Origin of the sequence: Halomonas elongata (assembly GCF_029081005.1) — a bacterium.
Lineage (GTDB): Bacteria > Pseudomonadota > Gammaproteobacteria > Pseudomonadales > Halomonadaceae > Halomonas > Halomonas elongata_B.
This window is the reverse complement of record NZ_JAJQTQ010000034.1, coordinates 17,607-35,352: the sequence shown is the minus strand read 5'-3', so window position 1 is coordinate 35,352 and position 17,746 is coordinate 17,607. Positions and strand designations below refer to the sequence as shown.

Annotated in this window: 13 protein-coding genes and 1 pseudogene; 2 read left to right on the top strand and 12 right to left on the bottom strand. The window is 64.5% G+C overall.

Annotated elements, in window-relative coordinates; all coding sequences use genetic code 11:
- Window positions 1-195: 195 nt before the first annotated feature.
- From ppc to cysM, 5 genes are read right to left on the bottom strand one after another with little or no spacing between them, the layout of a single operon-like run.
- Window positions 196-2,844, bottom strand: coding sequence for a phosphoenolpyruvate carboxylase (gene ppc, locus LU493_RS17725; protein WP_275289134.1), 2,649 nt, complete (start codon window positions 2,842-2,844; stop codon window positions 196-198).
- Entirely contained in the window at window positions 2,841-3,701 is an 861-nt protein-coding gene (gene mazG, locus LU493_RS17720; protein WP_275289133.1) for a nucleoside triphosphate pyrophosphohydrolase, read from the bottom strand. Before mazG ends, ppc begins: the two co-directional genes overlap by 4 nt.
- The gene (relA, locus tag LU493_RS17715) at window positions 3,698-5,986 is read right to left on the bottom strand and encodes a GTP diphosphokinase (protein ID WP_275289132.1); all 2,289 of its coding nucleotides are present in this window, start codon (window positions 5,984-5,986) and stop codon (window positions 3,698-3,700) included. The genes mazG and relA overlap by 4 nt, the downstream gene beginning before the upstream one ends.
- Window positions 5,979-7,430, bottom strand: coding sequence for a methyltransferase domain-containing protein (locus tag LU493_RS17710; RefSeq protein ID WP_275289131.1), 1,452 nt, complete (start codon window positions 7,428-7,430; stop codon window positions 5,979-5,981). Before LU493_RS17710 ends, relA begins: the two co-directional genes overlap by 8 nt.
- A gap of 1 nt (window position 7,431) precedes the next feature.
- A complete protein-coding gene (cysM, locus tag LU493_RS17705) occupies window positions 7,432-8,328 on the bottom strand; it encodes a cysteine synthase CysM (protein WP_275289130.1) in 897 nt (298 codons plus the stop codon).
- A gap of 118 nt (window positions 8,329-8,446) precedes the next feature.
- Here cysM and LU493_RS19990 point away from each other — a divergent pair.
- Window positions 8,447-9,370 (top strand): annotated as a pseudogene (locus tag LU493_RS19990) (histidine kinase dimerization/phospho-acceptor domain-containing protein); the annotation flags it as partial.
- Between the two features lie 193 nt (window positions 9,371-9,563).
- Window positions 9,564-11,177: an ATP-binding protein gene (locus LU493_RS17695; RefSeq protein WP_343076103.1), complete on the top strand. Its 1,614-nt coding sequence runs from the start codon at window positions 9,564-9,566 to the stop codon at window positions 11,175-11,177.
- On the opposite strand, the gene acpS is transcribed toward LU493_RS17695, so the two are convergent.
- The 7 genes from acpS to lepA all read right to left on the bottom strand — a co-directional run bounded on the left by acpS (window position 11,117) and on the right by lepA (window position 17,725).
- On the bottom strand, window positions 11,117-11,494 hold the full coding sequence (gene acpS / locus LU493_RS17690) for a holo-ACP synthase (RefSeq protein ID WP_275289129.1): 378 nt from the start codon (window positions 11,492-11,494) through the stop codon (window positions 11,117-11,119). The genes LU493_RS17695 and acpS overlap by 61 nt on opposite strands.
- Window positions 11,491-12,294: a pyridoxine 5'-phosphate synthase gene (gene pdxJ, locus LU493_RS17685; RefSeq protein WP_275289128.1), complete on the bottom strand. Its 804-nt coding sequence runs from the start codon at window positions 12,292-12,294 to the stop codon at window positions 11,491-11,493. Before pdxJ ends, acpS begins: the two co-directional genes overlap by 4 nt.
- A gap of 135 nt (window positions 12,295-12,429) precedes the next feature.
- Window positions 12,430-13,128, bottom strand: coding sequence for a DNA repair protein RecO (recO, locus tag LU493_RS17680; RefSeq protein WP_275289127.1), 699 nt, complete (start codon window positions 13,126-13,128; stop codon window positions 12,430-12,432).
- A 328-nt stretch (window positions 13,129-13,456) separates the two neighbouring features.
- Complete coding sequence (era, locus tag LU493_RS17675; RefSeq protein ID WP_275289126.1) at window positions 13,457-14,356, bottom strand: GTPase Era; 900 nt, start codon at window positions 14,354-14,356, stop codon at window positions 13,457-13,459.
- Entirely contained in the window at window positions 14,353-15,042 is a 690-nt protein-coding gene (gene rnc, locus LU493_RS17670) for a ribonuclease III (protein WP_275289125.1), read from the bottom strand. The genes era and rnc overlap by 4 nt, the downstream gene beginning before the upstream one ends.
- A gap of 43 nt (window positions 15,043-15,085) precedes the next feature.
- Complete coding sequence (gene lepB, locus LU493_RS17665; protein WP_275289124.1) at window positions 15,086-15,892, bottom strand: signal peptidase I; 807 nt, start codon at window positions 15,890-15,892, stop codon at window positions 15,086-15,088.
- A gap of 15 nt (window positions 15,893-15,907) precedes the next feature.
- Entirely contained in the window at window positions 15,908-17,725 is a 1,818-nt protein-coding gene (lepA, locus tag LU493_RS17660) for a translation elongation factor 4 (protein ID WP_275289123.1), read from the bottom strand.
- Window positions 17,726-17,746: the final 21 nt, after the last annotated feature.

The window sequence follows — 17,746 nt, the reverse complement described above, 5'->3', positions numbered from 1 at the left end:
TCGAAGCTCGAAGCTCGAAGCTCGAAGCTCGAAGCTCGAAGCTCGAAGCTCGAAGCTCGAAGCTCGAAGGCAGCGTAACCCCAGCCCCTCTCGGGTCAAGGGTTTTTCTTCCCGCTTCAAGCTTACGGCTTACAGCTCCGGGCGAAGCCCGTCCAGCTTCAAGCTTCCAGCGGCGCCAGCCGCGTTCTTCGAGCTTTAGCCCGTGTTGCGCAGCCCGGCGGCGATGCCGGCCATGGTCACCATCAGGGCGCGCGACAGGTCGGCGCTGATGGCGCCATCTGCGTCCCGGTTACGCTGCAGCAGCTCGGCCTGCAACCCATGCAACGGGTCGATATAGGGGTTGCGCACTTCCACGGCCTGGCGGATCAAGGGGGTGTTCTCGAGCAGCTCCTGCTGATCGAGGATCTCCAGCACGGACTGATGCAGGCGACCGAAGCGTTCACGCAGCCGCTCGCCCAGGGCCTCCAGCGCCGGCTCGTCCACCAGGCGATGCTCGTAGTAGGCGGCGATGCTGACATCGGCTTTGGCCAGCAGCATCTCGAGCATTTCCAGGTAGGTGCCGAAGAAAGGCCAGCGATCGCGCATGTCGCGCAGCACCGCCAGGCCGCCGTCGTCCTCCAGGCGTTTCACGAAGGCTTCGCCGCTGCCCAGCCAGGCCGGCAGCATCAGACGGGTCTGGGTCCAGGCGAAGATCCAGGGAATCGCTCGTAGCGTCTCCACCCCGCCTTCCTGACGTCGCTTGGCCGGTCGCGAGCCGAGCGGCAAGCGGCCCAGGGCGCTTTCGGGCGTCACCGAGCGGAAATAGGGCACGAAGTCGGGATCCTCGCGCACCACGCCCACATAGGCGCCATGCGCCACCTCCGCCAGGCGATCCATCTCTTCCCGCCAGGCCGGCTCCGGCGTGGGCGGCGGCAGCAACGAGGCTTCCAGGACCGCGCAGGCGTAGATCTCCATGGAGCGCAGGGCGATCTCGGGCTGACCGAACTTGAAGCGGATCATCTCGCCCTGCTCGGTCACCCGCAGGCTACCGTTCACCGACCCCGGCGGTTGCGACAGAATGGCGGCGTGAGCCGGGCCACCGCCACGCCCCACGGTGCCGCCACGACCGTGGAACAACGTCAGGTCGACACCGTGACCCCGGCATACGTCGACCAGCGTCTCCTGGGCGCGATACTGGGCCCAGGCGGCCGCCAGCTGACCCGCATCCTTGGCCGAGTCGGAGTAGCCGATCATCACCTCCTGACGGTCCCCCGCCAGCTCGCGATAGCCGGGCAGGGCCAGCAGGCGGTCGATGACGTCGCCCGCCCGGTTGAGGTCGTCGAGGGTCTCGAACAGCGGCGCGATGGGCAGCTTGGCATCACCGCCGACCTCTTTCATCAACAGGGCCACGGCGAGTACGTCCGAGGGCTGCGCGGCCATCGAGATGATATAGGTGCCGAGTGCCTCGGCATGTTCGCCGGCCGAGACCCGGAAGGTATCGAGCACCTCGCGGCTCTCCGCTGAGCACTCCCAGCGCCGGGGAATCAGGGGGCGACGCGAGGCCAGCTCGGCGAGCAGGAATTCCTGACGCTGTTCTTCATCCCACTCGCTGTAGTGGCCGAGCCCCAGCCCGTCGGTGAGTTCCTCCATGACCTGTTCATGACGACTGGCCTCCTGGCGCAGATCAAGCTTGGTCAGGGTCACGCCGAATACCGCCACCCGGCGCAGGGTGTCGAGCAGCACGCCGTTGGCGATGGTGTCCAGCCCGACGTCGCACAGCGAGCGATAGCAGGTCAGCAGCGGCGCATAGAGCTGATCCCGGGTCTCGATGATCGGCCCGCCATCATGGCTCTTGCCATCGAGCTGGGCCTTGGCCCAGTCGCGGGTGGCTTCGACGCGCGCCAGCAGGCGCTTGAGCAGCTCGCGATAGGGCTCGGCGACGTCACCGACCTCGGCCTTGAGCGCACTGTTGGCCTTCCACATCGACAGCTCGGTCTTGAGCTGATCGAGATCGCGCAGATAGAGGTCGGCGGCCATCCAGCGCCCCAGCAGCAGGACCTCGCGGGTGACCCGGGAAGTGACGTTGGGGTTACCGTCGCGATCGCCGCCCATCCAGGAGGCAAAGCGGATCGGCGCGGCATCTAGCGGGAGACGCTCGCCGGCCGTATCGAGCAACAGGTTGTCCAGATCGCGATGGAAGTCCGGCACCGCCTGCCACAAGGAGTTCTCGATCACCGCGAAGCCCCACTTGGCCTCGTCGACCGGCGTGGGGCGCTCGTGGCGAATCTCGTCGGTGTGCCAGGCCTGGCCGATCAGTTCTTCGAGACGCCCCTTGGCCCGGGCACCACGCTCGGGATAGTCCGACGAGGACTCGATGGCGGTCAGGCAGTCATCGATGGCGTCGTACTTCTGGATCAGGGTACGTCGGATGACTTCGGTGGGATGCGCGGTAAGCACCAGCTCCACGCGCATGTTGGCCAGGCTTTCCACCAGCTTGCGCGGCGAGTGCCCTTCACCGCGGGCACGTTCGAGCAACTCCCCCAGCACCGGCTGGCTGCCCGGCTTGTAGTCCTCGACCCGACGGAAACGCGCGCGATAGTGCTGTTCGGCAATATTGGCCAGGTTGAGGAACTGGTTGAAGGCCCGTGTCACCGGCAGCAATTCTCTGTCGGGCAACTGCCTCAGGTACTCGATCAGCTCACGACGTCCATCGGCCTCGCCCTGGCGCCCGCGCTTGGCGAGTCCACGGATCGTCTCGATGCGGTCGACGAACCCCTGCCCAAGGTCATCGGCAATGGTGCGCCCCAGGCTATCCCCCAGGATTCGGACATTGTCGCGCAGTGATTCGTGCAGGTCGTGACTCATGATCGAGACTCTCCTTTCGACGAAGACATTGGTGTGGTTTCTTGTTGCTTGGCGACGTCCCAGTGGCGCTCCATCCGGGCCAGTCCGGCCTCGGCGAGCGGTACGCCCTCCTCGGCCAGTGCCGACTCGACATGGCGGAACCGCCGCTCGAACTTGGCGTTGGTGGCGCGCAGACAGCGCTCCGGGTCGGCATCGAGCGTCCGGGCCAGGTTGACGGTGGCAAACAGCAGGTCCCCGACTTCTTCTCGGACGTGCTCGTGATCCCCCTCCTCCAGGGCTTCGGCGACCTCGTCGAGTTCCTCGCGCAGCTTGTCGATCACGCCACGCGAGTCGGGCCAGTCGAAGCCGACCCGGGCCGCACGCTTGGAAAGCTTGGCGGCCCGGGACAACGCCGGCAGGTTCAGCGGCACATCGTCGAGTACCGAACGGGCCTCGCGAGCATCGCGCTCCTCGGCCTTCAGCGCCTCCCAGCGGGACTTGACCTGTCGGGTCTGTACCTCGGCGGCACTGACGCCCTGGCGACGCGATGCCAGGGTGCCATCCGGGAACACATGGGGATGCCGCTGGAGCATCTTGGCGGTCAGGACGTGGACGACATCATGAAAGTCGAACCGCTCCTGCTCGGCACCGAACTGACTATAGTAGATCACCTGGAACAAGAGGTCGCCGAGTTCCCCGGGCAGCTCGTCAAAGGCACGACGCTCGATGGCATCGGCCACCTCGTAGGCTTCTTCCAGGGTATGCGGCACGATGCTGTCCCAGTCCTGCTTGACGTCCCAGGGACACCCCTGTTCGGGATCGCGCAGCACCGCCATGAGCGTCAGCAGGTCGTCGATATCGTGGCGTTGCCGGCTCATGAACGCTTGCCTCCACGCTTGCTGCTGCCCTTGATCTTGTCCTTGCCCCCCGAGCGCAGGCGGCGTACCTCAATGACATTGGGCAATTGCTGAATACGCGAGAACAGTCGTCCCAGGGTTTCCAGGCCGTCGACCTCGACGGTGATGGCCATGCGGGCGATGCCATCGTCGGTATCAGTCAGGGTATTGACCGACAGCACATTGACCCGATCATTGCTGAGCACGGCGGTGACGTCACGCAAGAGTCCCGAGCGATCCCAGGCCTGGACCTCGATGTCCACCGGGTACTGGGTACGCGCCCGCTCACCCCATTCCACTTCGATCACTCGCTGCGGCTCATCGAGGTTCAACTGCAGGATGTTCGGACAGTCCTGGCGATGCACGGTGACTCCCCGCCCCTGCGTAATGAAGCCGACAATGGCCTCGCCGGGAACCGGATGGCAGCAGTTGGCCATGCTGGTCTTGAGATTGCCGACGCCAAGCACGGTGATATCGCCGCCGTCTCCCTTGTCCGCGGATCGACGCGGCTTGGCCAGCAGCTTGTCGAGCTGCTCCTGACCATCGCTCTCGCCGAACAGCTGCTGGGCCTGGTGCAGGACCTGGCCAATACGCAGATCACCGGCCCCCAGGGCGGCATACATGTCATCGGGACCGTTATAGTTGACCTTGTTGGCCAACCGGGTCAGGTCCATGTCCTCCACGTCGAGCCGCTTCATCTCACGGTCGAACAGCGCCCGCCCCTCCTCAAGGTTGCGGTCCCTTGCCTGATGCTTGAACCAGGACTGGATCTTGGCCCGGGCCCGCGAGGTGCAGACATAGCCGAGGCTGGGATTGAGCCAGTCGCGGCTGGGGCCGCCCTTGCTGGCGGTGAGGATCTCGACCTGCTGGCCGGTATTCAACCGGTAGGTCAAGGGCACGATACGCCCGTTGACCTTGGCCCCGCGACAGCGATGGCCGACCTCGGTATGCACGCGGTAGGCGAAGTCGATGGGCGTCGCGACCCGCGGTAGATCGATGACATGGCCGTCCGGGGTGAAGACATAGATACGATCCGGCGCCACATCGCTGGAAAGCCCCTCGCGCAGGTCGCCGAAGTCGCCGACGTCTTCCTGCCACTCCAGCACCTGACGCAACCAGGCGATCTTCTCCTCGTAACTGGCACTGCGCGCACTGGTATCGTGGCCCTTGTAGCGCCAGTGGGCGCACACCCCGAGCTCGGCCTCCTCGTGCATGGCGAAGGTACGGATCTGGATCTCCAGCACCTTGCCTTCCGGGCCGAAGACCGCGGTGTGCAGCGACTGATAGCCATTCTTCTTGGGGTTGGCGATATAGTCGTCGAACTCGTTGGGCACGTGGTGCCAGCGCGAATGCACGATGCCGAGCACCGCATAGCAATCGCTGACATCGGGCACCAGGATACGCACCGCGCGGATATCGTGGACCTGGGAGAAGTCGATCCGCTTGCGCTTCATCTTCCGCCAGATCGAGTAGATGTGCTTGGCCCGGCCATCCACCTGATGGTGAATGCCCTGGGCATCCATCAACGACTTCAACGTCTCGACCACATCATGGATGTAGCGGTCGCGATCCAGGCGTTTCTCGGCCAACTGGCGGGCGATGGCCTTGTAGTCGTCCTCGTGCAGGTAGCGGAACGACAGATCCTCGAGTTCCCACTTGAGATGGCCGATGCCCAGTCGATGCGCCAGCGGTGCATAGATATCGAAGACCTCGCGGGCCACCTGAAGGCGCTTCTCCCGCGGCGCATCACGTACCTGGCGCAGCGCGCAGGTGCGCTCGCTGATCTTGATCAGCGCCACCCGCACATCGTCGATCATGTTGACCAGCATCTTGCGCAGGTTGTCCTGCTGATCGTGCTGGCTGAGGCCCTGGGTCGGCATCTGCGTGGGGCTGATGGCGGCCATCTGCAGTACGCCATCGATCAAGCTGGCCACTTCGCCACCGAAGCGCTTTTCGACCTCTTCAAGGCCGATCAGCCGCTCACGCACGGCGCGGTACAGCACCGCCGCTTCCAGTGCCGGCTGGTCGAGGCGCAGTTCACCCAGGATATCGGCCATCTCGAGCCCCATGCGAAAGCTCGAGCCATCCTTGAGCCAGGCCTTGTGGGGACGCTCGGATTCCAGTTCCAGCCGCTGGGCGATATCACAGGCCGCGCGCATCTCGTCGGGCGCACGCAACTTGACGTCTTCCTCGAGGCGTTCGACCCAACGCCCGATATCGACCCGCCCATCGGGACCTAACGGCTGGTCTTCCCGCACTTTAACCATCGGTTGACGCTCCTTGCCACCGCCGCGCCGAGTCCGGATGCTCGAGCAGCAGCATGGATTCGAGATGTGAGGTATGAGCGAACATGTCGGCCACCGCGCCTCGCCTGACGACATAACCGGCGGACACGAGCCAGGCCGCGTCCCTGGCCAGGGTCGCCGGGTCGCAGGAAATGTAGAGCACCCGAGGCACCGAGTGTTCCGCCAGTTGACGGCACAACGCTTCGGCACCGCTACGGGGCGGGTCCAGGACCAGCACCTCGGGCATGGCAGCCTCCAGCAGTCGTCGGCAGGCCTCGTCATCGTTGAGGTCGGCCTGTTGCGCCGTCACCGACAGCTCGTTGCGCGCGGCGTTGTCCGACAGGCGCTCGACCATCGCCGCGCTGCCCTCCACCGCCGTGACCTCGGCCCCCCGGGTCGCCAGCGGCAGGCTGAAGTTACCGATACCGGCGAACAGGTCCAGCACCCGCGTTCCCGATGCTGATGTCGGCAACCACGGCGACAGCCACGCCAATGCGGTGTCGACCATGCGCTGGTTGACGGCCTCGTTGGCCTGAAGGAAGTCGCTCGGCTCGAGCCCCAGGGTGAGCGTACGCTGTCCCGCCGTCAGGCGGCAATGCAACGCCGGCGTGGCCGTCAGCCACTCGAAACGTGGCGCTTCGCGCCCCAGCCAGACGCCCAGGTTCAGGCAATGCGACTCGGCGAAGTCCCGCCAACGGCGTTGATCGGCGACGTGCTCGCGCAACTGACGCACCACCAGGGTCACGGCGTCGTCGCTGGCCAGCAGCTCCAGATGGCCGACATGGCGCGGTGCCTCGAGGCTTTCAACCTGTTCGCGCAGCGGACCCAGCAACGCCGCCAGTGCCGGCAGCAGCACCGGGCAGTCGTCCAGATCCACCAGCCGGTGACTGTGCCGGGCACGAAAGCCCAGGCGCACGCGGCCACCGCTGTCGACACGCACGCCGATCCGAGCACGGCGACGGTATCCCTCGCCGGCATCGGCCAGCAGGGAGATCGCGTCGGGCACTTCGATACCCTGCCGCGCCAGCAGCTCGCGCAGCACCTCACGCTTGTGATCACGCTGCGCCTCGAGCGAAAGATGCTGCAGATCGCACCCGCCACAGCTGCCGTAGTGCGGGCAGGGCGGTTCGACACGCGACGCCGAGGCCTCGACGATTTCGCCGACATGGGCCTCATCGAAACGCTTGCGGCTGCGGTGCACACGAGCCAGCACCCGCTCACCGGGCAGCGCTCCCTCGACGAAGACGGTCTTGCCGTCGGCGTCACGCGTCACGCCACGGCCATCGTGGGCCAGCCCCTGGATCTCGAGCTCGCGGGTACCTTCCGAAACGCCGGAACGGTCGACACTCTTCGAGTTTCGACGCTCCTGCAGGCCGGAGACACCGGAACGCGACCGTGCGGGCCGACGCTTGCCGAGTCCCGTCACCTCAGATCTCCGGGGCGAACAGGCCGGTGGACAGGTAGCGATCCCCGCGATCGCAGACGATGAAGACGATCACGGCATTCTCGACTGTCTCGGCGACGCGCAGCGCGCCAGCCAGTGCGCCCCCGGAAGAGACGCCGGCGAATATGCCCTCTTCCCGGGCCAGGCGACGCATGTGCTCCTCCGCCTCGTACTGACCGATATCCAGCACCTTGTCGACCCGCGAGGCATCGAAGATGCTCGGCAGGTAGGCTTCCGGCCAGCGACGGATGCCGGCGATACTGGCGCCATCCTCGGGTTGCAGGCCAACGATCTCCACCTCGGGATTGTATTCCTTGAGTCGCTGCGACACGCCCATGATGGTGCCGGTGGTGCCCATCGAACTGACGAAATGAGTGATGGTGCCACCGGTCTGTTCCCACAGCTCCGATGCGGTGGTCCGGTAGTGGGCCAAGGGGTTGTCGGGATTGGCGAACTGGTCGAGCGGCTTACCCTCGCCCCGGGCGATCATCGCCTCGGCCAGGTCGCGGGCTTCCTCCATGCCCCCTTCCTTGCTGACCTCGATGAGCCTGGCGCCATAGGCCGCCATGGCTTGCTTGCGTTCGCTCGAGGCACTTTCCGGCATGATCAGCACCATCCGGTAACCCTTGATGGCAGCGGCCATCGCCAGCGCGATCCCGGTATTGCCGGACGTGGCCTCGACCAGGGTGTCCCCGGGCGCGATGCTGCCACGCATTTCGGCCTGTTCGAGCATCGACAGCGCCGGCCGATCCTTCACCGAGCCGGCAGGGTTATTGCCCTCGAGCTTCGCCAGCAGCGTATTGTTGCGCCCAGCGGTGATGCGCTTGAGACGAACCAGCGGCGTATGACCGATGGTGTCCTCCAGGGTGGGGAATTGCATGCAGCCTTCCTTATGGAAAAGTCTGTAACACATTATATCCTTGGCCGTCCGTACTGGACAGGCATGCGCCCCGCCTGTGGCATACTGGGCCACGACACTCCCTTCGCGAGGCGCGCCGATGTCCTTCAAGACACGCCTGATGCTCTGTATTCTCGTCCTGCCACTGACCCTGCTGGCGTTGCTCGTCATCGCAGTGGCCGAAGTGGATGATCGGCACCATCATCGGCAACTCGCCAAGCATCTGACCCAGACCGCCCGGATGCTGACACCCGAACTTGACGAGGCGTTGACCGAAAATCGCCACCCCCGCCTGACATCCGTCGCCTCTCGGCTGCTCGAACTCGACGAGGTCCGGGCCCTGGCCATCCAGGATACCGAGGGCAATGCATCGCTGGAGCTGGGGCGACTGCGCGATATGCCCGCCGACCTTCTCGCCGGCGATGCCCCACTGGTAAAAGACGGCACCCATTGGCGACTGCGTCTGCCGTTATCGACGGCTGATGCACGCCTGCTCCTCGATATCGATGCCTCGGCGCTGCCATTGGCCTTTTATCGCCAGTTGGCCAGCGGGGGGCTCTTGCTGTTGCTTACCGGACTGCTGTTGTTCCTGGTCGCCTACTCGACGGCCCGCCGACTCGGCCAGCCCCTCGAGGACGCCAGCGAAAACCTCTCGCGCCTGGCCGCCGGCATGACACCCGACCCGCTGCCCCTGCCCGGCGAGACCGAGCTCACCCAGCTCGTGCAACGGCTCAACACCCTCAGGGACCATCTTGCCTCCGCCCATGACGATCTGCAGACCCAGGTCGAACAGGCCACCCAGGAGTTGCAGGAGTCCATGGAAACCATCGAGGTCCAGAACATCGAGCTCGACCTGGCACACCGACGCGCCCTGCAGGCCAATCGCGCCAAGTCGGAGTTTCTGGCCAACATGAGCCATGAGATCCGCACGCCCCTCAACGGTATCATCGGCTTCTGCCGCCTGCTGCACCGCTCGGAATTGAACACACGGCAGCGCGAATGGCTGGACCACGTCCGGCGCGCCTGCGACAACCTCCTGATGCTGGTCAACGATGTCCTCGATTTCTCCAAGATCGAGGCCGGCCGGCTGGAACTGGAACATCGACCGCTGGACATGGTCGCCCTGGTCGATGAAGTCCTGGGCCTCCAGGCGCCGCAGGCGCAGCAGAAAGACCTGCAACTGCTCGGCCTGGTGTATGACGACGTCCCCGAGGTAACTGGTCGGCGACCCGCTGCGCATCCGACAGGTCCTGACCAATCTGGTCCACAATGCCGTCAAGTTCACCGACCGGGGCGAGGTCATCGTACGTGTCTCGGTGGAGGACGTCTCCCAGAACCAGACCACCCTGAACGTCTCGGTCAGCGACACCGGCATCGGCCTGTCACAGGCATGCCAGCGGCAACTCTTCGACGCCTTCCGCCAGGGCGAAGCCAGTCATCAACGCCACTTCGGCGGCACGGGCCTGGGGCTGGCCATCTGTCGCCAGCTCGTCGAACAGATGGGGGGAACGATCAACGTAGACAGTACTCCCGACCAGGGCTCGACCTTCTCCTTCACGCTGCCCTTGAGCGGAGACGGCACAAGCGAGCGCCCTCGCGAACTGGACCTGGCAGGTGCTGGCGTGGTGCTCGTGGAACCTCACATCACGACCCGGCGCGCCTTGCGTCATCTCGTGTCACGCTGGGGCGGCCGTCCCCTCGAGATCGAGGATGCCGGGACCGGCAACGCCGAGCTGGCCCTGATCGGCCTGAGCACCGAAGAGCTGCATGACGAATCCTTGACCGGCTGGCGGGACCAACTGGCACGCCTCGACTGCCCCGCCCTGTTGATGGTCAACGCCAGTCCTCCCGACCTCCCCGACGATCCCCCCTTGCCCCATGGCGGCGAGATCCTGAGCAAACCGCTGTCGCGCCGCAGCCTGGCCGACGCGATTCGTCGGACTCGCCAGTCGACGATACCCCGCGCCCGGGTGGCGCAGACGAATGCCGTGACATCCCGCGACAGCGAGTCGCGCCCCTGGCACCTCCTCTGCGTGGACGATACCGAATCCAACCGACTACTGCTCAAGGAACTGATCCAGAGCGCCGGGCTCGAGGTCAGCCTGGCCGCCAGTGGCGAGGAAGCCCTCACCCTGGCTCGGCACACCACCTTCGACCTGGTCTTGATGGATATTCGCATGCAGGGCATGGATGGCGTGGAAACCACCCGCGCGCTCCGGCGTCTCGGGGGGCATTGGCGTCATCTTCCGGTGATCGCCGTCACCGCCCACGTCCAGGACAATCAGCGCCGTGACCTGCTGGACAACGGCCTGGATGGCATGCTGGAAAAGCCGATCGACACCGCCCAGCTATCCCAGTTGATACGCCATCACCTCGGGGCAGATATCGAGTCCGATACTACCGAGCCGGCCGCTTCGTCACGCGCCATCCGTACGGAGGACGCCGAATTGGCCGAGGTCGATCTGGCCCTCGGGACTCGCCTCGCAGGCGGTCGCGAGGCACTGGCCCGGCAACTGCTCGATCAGTTGATCGCCTCGCTGGAGGACACCGAAGTGGATATCCGCGACGCCGCCGAACGAGGCGATGACGAGGCACTGCTCGATGCCATCCATGCTCTCAACGGGGCCTGCCGCTACTGTGGCGTGCCACGCCTGGCCCTGCTGGTGGAGACGCTCGAGACCCGACTGCGGTCACGCGGCATCAATGCCGTGGAGCCGCTGCTGCCGGACCTCTACGCCGCCATGGAAGGTCTGCGCGCCCGGGGCAGCCATCATGCCTCCAGCACCACGAAGGCCACGGCGAATTCGGCCTCATCCGACAGCGATACATGAAGGGCACCGACCCCCGAGGCCGTGGCCAGCTCCTCGGCCCGACCCGACAATCGCAGGGCGGGCCGCCCCAGCGCATCATTGACCACCTGGATCTCGGTCCAGCGCATGCCGTGACGCAGCCCGGTGCCCAATGCCTTGACGAAGGCTTCCTTGGCGGCGAAGCGCTTGGCCAGATAGTTCGCCGCCCCTCCCCGGCCGTGAAAATCCGAACGCTCATCCTCGCCCAGCAGCCGAGTGACAAAACGCTCGCCATGGCGTTCGATGGCACGCTCGAAGCGTGCCACCCGGGCAATATCGGTACCGATCCCGATGATCATGCGCCGCAACAACCCTCGTCGTCATGCTCGTGGTCATGCTCATCGAGCTCGGCCAGCAGCCCCGCCTCCTGACCGGCAATCGCCAGCCGCTTCATCTCCGCTACCGCCTCCTTGAGGCCGACGAAGAGCGCCCGAGCCACCAGGGCATGGCCGATATTGAGCTCATGAATGCCGGGGATCGCCGCAATGGCCTCGACATTGTGATAATTCAGGCCATGGCCGGCGTTGACGATCAGACCGAGTTCGGCGGCCATCTCGGCGGCCGCCACCAGGCGGGCATGTTCCTGGCGGGCCGCCTCACCGCTCGCCTCGGCATAGGCACCGGTGTGCAGCTCGATCGTCGGCGCTCCCGTCTTCGCGGCCGCCTCGACCTGCTCCGGAACCGGGTCGATGAACAGCGAGACATCACAGTCGATCGCCGCCAGCCGCCGACAGGCATCGCTCACGGCCTCCAGGCCACCCGCCACATCGAGGCCACCTTCGGTGGTCAACTCCTCACGCTTCTCGGGCACCAGGCAGACATGGGCCGGACGGATCTCCTCGGCAAACGTCACCATCGCCTCGGTGACAGCCATCTCCAGATTCATGCGCGTATTGAGCACCTCGGCCAGCAGACGAACGTCACGCTCCTGGATATGGCGACGATCTTCGCGCAGATGGACGGTGATGCCATCGGCACCGGCCTCCTCGGCCAGCAAGGCCGCCTGGACCGGATCGGGATAACGCGTGCCACGCGCCTGGCGCAGCGTGGCGACATGGTCGATGTTGACACCGAGCAGAATGCGGGGGGGGTGGTGCATGACGATCTCCTTCAGTGAGCTGGAAGCTGGAAGCTGGAAGCTGGAAGCTGGAAGCTGGAAAACAGCATGTTACCACCCACATATGCCGCAAGCCTTTCTTCCAGCTTCAAGCTTCCAGGCGCGAAGCGCCGCTCTTCAAGCTTGGCGGGTCCGGCGTTCGGCGAGCTGACGCATCAATTCCCGCGAACGCAGCGGCCGGTTGCCCAGCAGGGGCGCCAGGGCCGCGCGCATCACCGCCTTGGCCGGTCCGGCAAGACCGGGGGCACTCCAGTCCCCCGTCGCGAGCAGCTTGAGAGTGCGCCCATCGATCCCCCGCTCACCGGGGACGAAGGCTCGTGAGGCGGTATCGAAGACATAGCGTGTCTGCGGGTCCAGCGCCTGGCTATCGGGGCCGACGAACCGGGGCTCGGCATCCAGCGCCTCGAGCAGGGAAAGTTCCAGGCGTCGCAGCACCCCGGCCCGCCCCTCCGGATGCGGCAAGGCGTCAAGGGCCGCGGTATAGAAGGCGAAGACGTCATCGACCGGCAACTCGACCGGCAGCAACCGGGCCAGCAACTCATTGGCGTATAACCCGCAGAGCAGCCCCTCGCCGGCGAGCATGGCCGCCGCCCCCTGACTTTCCATCAGGCCCAGGCGCTTGAGATCCCCGCTACCGCTCCAGGTGACATGCAAGGGGGCAAATGGCTGGAGCACGGCACGCAGACGACTTCCCGGACGCTGCACACCGCGTGCCACGGCTCGAACGCGTCCATGGTGGAACGTCAGCAACTCGACCAGAGCGCTGGTCTCGCGATAGGGACGCTTGTGCAGCAGGTAGGCCGGTTCAGGAGTCATGGGACGCCGTCAGGAGAATCGCCGTTCGGGCCGAGCCAGAAGCGGGAAGAATGCGAGCTGCGAGCTCCGGAGCAGACGAGCGGCGAGACACGAGATTCGAACCCCACCCCCGAAACATACGAGCGGCGAGATACGAGATGCGAACCCCACCCCCGAAGCATACGAGCGGCGAGATACGAGATGCGAACCCCGACAACCTCCCCCCAGGGTTCGCAGCTTCAAGCCTGCTACGCCCTGCTCGACTCTCGAGGCTCGGAACCCGCAGCTCGAAGCTCGAAGCTCGAAGCTCGAAGCTCGAAGCTCGAAGCTCGAAGCTCGAAGCTCGACGTCAGTCTAAATCATAGCCGAGGCTCTTCAATGCCCTGTCGTCGTCGGACCAGCCCCGCTTGACCTTGACCCAGAGATTGAGCATGACCTTGGTGCCGACCACCCGTTCCAGTTCGAGCCGGGCATCGCGTCCGATCTTCTTGATCCGCTCGCCGCGATCACCGATCAGGATCTTCTTCTGACCCTGCCGCTCCACCATGATCAGGGCGCTGATGTGCGTGACCTTGTCCTCTTCCTTGAATTCCTCGATCTCGACGGTCATCTGGTAGGGAAGTTCATCGCCCAACTGACGCATGATCTTCTCGCGCACCAGTTCCGCCGCCAGGAAACGCAGGCTGCGATCGGTCACCTGGTCGTCGGGGAAGTAGTGCACGCTCTCGGGGAGGTATTTGGCAACCTCGGCCTCGAGCTCGGCCACATTGGTGCCATGCTTGGCGGCGACCGGCACGATGGCGGCAAATTCGCGACGTCCGCTCACGTCTTCGAGCCAGGGCAACAGGCTCGACTTGTCGTTGATTCGGTCGACCTTGTTCACCGCCAGAATCACCGGCGCCTTGACCGTGGCCAGCCGCTCCAGGACCACCTGGTCCTCGGCGGTCCAGCGAGTGCGATCGATGATGAAGATCACGCAGTCCACGTCACGCAGGGCCTGGGTGGCAGCCTGATTCATGAAGCGGTTGATCGCCTTGTTGCGATCCTTCTCGAGCAGGTGGATGCCCGGCGTATCGACATAGATGAACTGGGCATCTCCCTCGGTCTTGATACCCATCACCTGATGGCGCGTCGTCTGCGGACGCCGCGAGGTGATCGAGATCTTCTGTCCGAGAATATGATTCATCAATGTCGACTTGCCGACATTCGGCCGTCCGACGATTGCCACGAAACCACAGGTCTGGGTCATGCGCGCGGCCCCCTCTTCTCGAGCTTCGACAGGGCCTGTTCGGCGGCCTGCTGTTCGGCGTGTCGTCGACTGGAGCCGATGCCCAGGGTGTGCTCGTCGAGCATCTCCACATGGCATTCGACAGTGAAGGTCTGGGCATGGGCCTCGCCTTCCACGGAGATCACTTCGTACCGGGGCAGCGAAACCTGCCGGGACTGCAGGAACTCCTGCAGGCGGGTCTTGGGATCCTTCTGGGTGTCCTGGAGATTGATGGTCTCCAGCCGCTCGGCGAACCAGGACAACACCCGCGTTCGCGCGGTATCCATGCCGGCGTCCAGATAGATGGCACCGATCACCGCTTCCACGGCATCGGCCAGTATCGAGTCGCGGCGATGACCGCCGCTCTTCATTTCACCCGATCCCAGGCGAAGGCATTCGCCGAACTCCATTTCCCGGGCCAGCTCGGCCAGGGTCTGGCCCTTGACCAGCCGGGCACGCAGACGCGACAGCTGCCCTTCCCGCGCCTGCGGGAAACGCTGAAAGAGATCCTCGGCGATGACGAAGTTGACGATGGAATCGCCGAGGAACTCCAGGCGTTCGTTGTTGCGACCGCCATAACTGCGATGGGTCATGGCCAGTTCTAGCAGCTCGGGCTGGGCAAAACAGTGCCCGATGCGGCGGCTGAAAATATCGAGGGAATTGCTCACGAAGCTCCTGCTATATCATGACAGCGATGCCGTTCCCGGCATCTCAATGGATACCACGCACATCAGTAAAGCTCGGCAGACCGCCATCCCAGTGCATCCACACCGCGAAGGCCTTGCCCACGACGTTCTCCTCCGGGACGAATCCCCAGTAACGACTGTCATTGGAGTGGTCGCGGTTGTCTCCCATGGCGAAGTAGTGGTCCTCCGGGACCACGAGCTCACGTACCTGCGGGCCCGGGTCACGAGGATTATTGTAGATATCGTGGGTCACCCCGCCCAGTTGCTCTTCCATCAACAACTCGCCGGGCTCCCCCTCGGGGCCTGCTTCCAGCAGGTGCTTGGGCACCGGTTCGCCATTGACGTAGAGCTGCTTGTCCTCGTAGCGAATATGATCGCCCGGCAGGCCGACCACACGCTTGATGAAGTTCACCGACGGGTCCTCGGGAAAGCGGAAGACCATGACATCGCCGCGCTCAGGCTCTCCCAGCTCGACGACCTTGGTATTGATGACGGGCAGCCTCAAGCCATAGGCAAACTTGTTGACGAGGATGAAGTCACCCACCTCCAGCGTCGGTCGCATCGAGCCCGAGGGGATCTGAAACGGCTCGACCAGGAAGCTGCGCAGCAGCAGCACCACGAGCAACACAGGGAAGAACGAACGGGCATAGTCCACCGGCCAGGGATCCTTTAGCGCTTTCTCCCGCGCCGCCGGATCGATCCCCTCGGTCGTGCCGGCCTCGGCGCTGGCGGTCAAGCGCGCGCGACGCGCCGGACGCCACCAGACCAGGTCGAGCAACCAGACCACCCCGGTGACCGCCACCGCTACCACCAGCAGAAGTGCAAAATCCATTGTCTCCGTCCTTCCCTAGTCGTTCACCTTGAGCACGGCAAGGAAGGCTTCCTGGGGAATCTCCACCCGGCCGACCTGCTTCATGCGTTTCTTGCCCGCCTTCTGCTTCTCGAGCAGCTTCTTCTTGCGGGTCGTGTCGCCGCCGTAACACTTGGCGGTCACGTTCTTGCGCAGTGCCTTGACGGTGGAGCGCGCCACGACCTGGCCACCGATCGCCGCCTGGATGGCGACATCGAACATCTGCCGGGGAATCAGTTCCTTCATCTTCTCGACCAGGATCCGCCCCCGCGAATGCGCATGGTCGCGATGGATGATCACCGCCAGGGCATCGACACGGTCGCCATTGATCAGCACATCGAGACGCGACAGGTTGGCCGCTTCGAAACGCTCGAAGTTGTACTCGAGCGAGGCATACCCCTTGGAGATGGACTTCAGGCGATCGAAGAAGTCCATCACCACCTCGGACATGGGCAGCTCGTAGGTCAACTGGATCTGGCTGCCCAGAAACAGCATGTCCAGCTGGGTGCCACGCCGCTGCTCGCACTCGGCGATGACATTGCCGACGAAATCCTGCGGCACCAGGATGCTGGCACGCACGACGGGCTCGCGCATTTCCTCCACATCGGCCATGTCGGGCAGCTTGGAAGGATTGGAGACATAACGCATCTCGCCATTCTTCATGACAAGCTCATAGACCACGGTCGGCGCCGTGGTCAGCAGATCCAGATCGTATTCACGCTCGAGCCGCTCCTGGACGATCTCCATGTGCAGGGTACCGAGGAAACCGACCCGGAAACCGAAGCCCATGGCATCGGAGTTTTCCGGCTCGTAATCCAGGGAAGCGTCGTTGAGCGCCAGCTTCTCCAGGGCGTCGCGGAAGTCCTCGTAGTCATCGGAACTGACCGGGAACATGCCGGCGTAGACCTGGGGCTTGACCTTCTGGAAGCCCGGCAGCCGTTTCACGTCCGGCGTCTTGGCATGGGTGATGGTATCGCCCACCGGCGCACCCTGGATGTCCTTGATACCGGCGACCACGAAGCCCACCTCGCCGGCACGCAGCACACCAGTCTGGCGGCGCTGTGGCGTGAAGATGCCGACCTCGGTGGCCAGCCAGTCACGGCCGGTCGAGGTGATGCGGATCTTGTCGCTCTTCTTCAGAGTGCCGTCGAAGATGCGTACCAGCGACACCACACCGAGGTAGTTGTCGAACCAGGAGTCGATGATCAGCGCCTGCAGGGGCTTGTCGGGATCGCCCTTGGGCGGCGGAATGTCGCGCACCAGGCGTTCCAGCAAGGCGTCGATGCCCAGGCCGCTCTTGGCGGATACCTGGCAGGCATCGGTGGCGTCCAGACCGATGATCTCTTCGATCTCTTCGCCCACCTTGGCCGGATCGGCCTGGGGCAGATCCATCTTGTTGAGCACCGGCAGGACCTCGAGCCCCTGCTCGATGGCCGTGTAACAGTTGGCCACCGACTGGGCCTCGACACCCTGGGCGGCATCCACCACCAGCAACGCCCCCTCGCAGGCATACAGCGAGCGGGACACCTCATAGGAGAAATCGACGTGCCCGGGCGTATCGATGAAGTTGAGCTGATAGACGTTGCCATCCTGGGCGTGATAGTCGAGCGTCACCGACTGGGCCTTGATGGTGATGCCTCGCTCACGCTCGAGGTCCATCGAGTCGAGGACCTGTTCCTTGAGCTCGCGCTCGGTGAGTCCACCGCAGGTCTGGATCAGGCGATCGGCCAGGGTCGACTTGCCATGGTCGATGTGCGCAATGATCGAGAAATTCCGTATCCCGTTGATTACTTTACGGTTATCGATATCTGCCATTCAAGGTAATCCGTTTCATGA